This is a genomic window from Thermogutta sp., from assembly GCF_014359955.1.
Lineage (GTDB): Bacteria > Planctomycetota > Planctomycetia > Pirellulales > Thermoguttaceae > Thermogutta.
In genome coordinates, this window is the sequence record NZ_JACIYL010000901.1 from 1 (window position 1) to 1653 (window position 1653).

General features: G+C 57.3%; 2 protein-coding genes. Both read right to left on the bottom strand.

Translation table 11 applies throughout. The features are described from left to right. Nucleotides 1–181 precede the first annotated feature (181 nt). Entirely contained in the window at nucleotides 182–1093 is a 912-nt protein-coding gene (locus tag H5U08_RS18045) for a DUF4465 domain-containing protein (protein WP_297036311.1), read from the bottom strand. A 31-nt stretch (nucleotides 1094–1124) separates the two neighbouring features. Continuing rightward, a partial coding sequence (locus H5U08_RS18050) for a PEP-CTERM sorting domain-containing protein (protein ID WP_297036313.1) occupies nucleotides 1125–1653 on the bottom strand: 529 nt, incomplete at its 5' end.

Here is a 1653-nt window from a genome sequence, read left to right on the forward strand (position 1 = left end):
CCGCTCGATTGATGGCAGCCCTGGCCCCTGGCAAAAAGAGATGGCCCCGGGGAGGGGAGCCCGGGGCCCTGTGACGCCGTGATGAGACGACGTCCTCGGAGGGGTTTCCGTGTTGCCGGGAAGCTGGGACTTGTTCCTTGCTTCCCGGTTTACCGGCGCAACATCACGTCATCGCGGGATTTCATACGGTTCCTTCAGCGATTCCCATGCCTCGTTTCCGGGTGCCGGCCTGTTGCTGCGCTCCTGCACGCTTGCGGCGGCGCAGCCATGCACCAGCCCCCGCCGCGGCGAGTCCGCTGGCCAAAAGGGCGAGGCTCGCCGGTTCCGGGACAACTTCTGCCCCGCCGCCGAGCGTCTGGAACACGATGTTATCCAGCGCGAAATAGGCCGGGGTGTTCATACCCCATGGCCCCACGTCGGAAGAATCGAGAGAAAACTCCAGAATCCGCGCGGAACTGATGGGGGTTAGATCCACCGTGGCCCACCAGTTAACGATGTAGTCGAGCGTGTTGTCCGCAAAGCGGAAATCAGCCAGATAGAACTCCACGGTGCCCAGCACCTGGTTGGCCAAATCCTTGCCATAAATTGTGAGTTTAAACCAGTCGGGATCATTTCCCGATGAACCGCCGAACTTCTTGGCGAAGTCGTCGCCATTTTTCATAGAGAGATAGGCGTAGGTCGTATTGGTGACCTGCATCGATTGCAGAGCGACCCCCGCCGGCACATCGATCTTCGGGAGATCGCCCCACAGATTGACGAACGAAACTCCATACGTGGGTGAACCTCCCGCACCGCTTCCTGTAATCGCGGAATACTGGTTGGTGTGCCCGGGGGTCGTCGTATCCGTCTTGTTCGAGTAAGCAAAGCCATCCCATACATCCCAGGCCTGGGTGTAATTGTTGTGGAACACAAACCCGTGGGACGTGAACGTGTTATGGCCGTCATTTGGGGAACCGTTCCAGTAAGAATTGGGTGCCAGCGTGGCCCCCACATCCTCAAAATCGACCACCCCGGCCCATACCGGGGGACAGATCAAAACGCCCACCGCAACCAGAGTCGTTTTCCAGACAGCATTTCGTAGCTTGCTTCTCATGGATGCACCTCCTCAGTAGGAACGTGACGACTTAGGAAAGAGTAACCTGATCACCAACTGATTCAGTCTTCTGAATCACACCGGCACATTTTGAATTCCGAAATTTTCGGCCGAGCTTGACTCCTATAAACGGGATTCCCGTCAACAGGATGGCGAGCGCGGATGGCTCGGGAACAATGTGCGCCTCGGGAGCAAAATAGCGAACTCCCACGGCGTCGAGGTCAAACCCTGCGGAACCTGTCGTCGGGTAGGGGTCGTAAATCGAGTCTCCCGACGTATCCAAGTACGTTCCGTCCCCAATGATGTCCACAATCCGAACAAATTGAATGTTGCCGAGGTCTATCAGCGGCGATACCCCCGCCAAAACACCGAGGTCGAATGGGGTTCCCCAACCCTGCCGGTACTTGCCCGCCAAACCGGTGATATTTGTCGGGTCCACAGCACCATATGACCCTACAGGGCCGGGTGTGAGCGAATCGTTGGGAAACCGGAAATAGTTTGTTCCATCACTGGACACCTCGGCGTAGGCAAGTTCGAGGAACGTATCGCTAAAGCTGTTT

What these genes read in the sequence shown, in the direction of transcription:
- H5U08_RS18045 (WP_297036311.1), bottom strand. Translation starts at nt 1,093, where the DNA reads ATGAGAAGCAAGCTACGAAATGCTGTCTGGAAAACGACTCTGGTTGCG.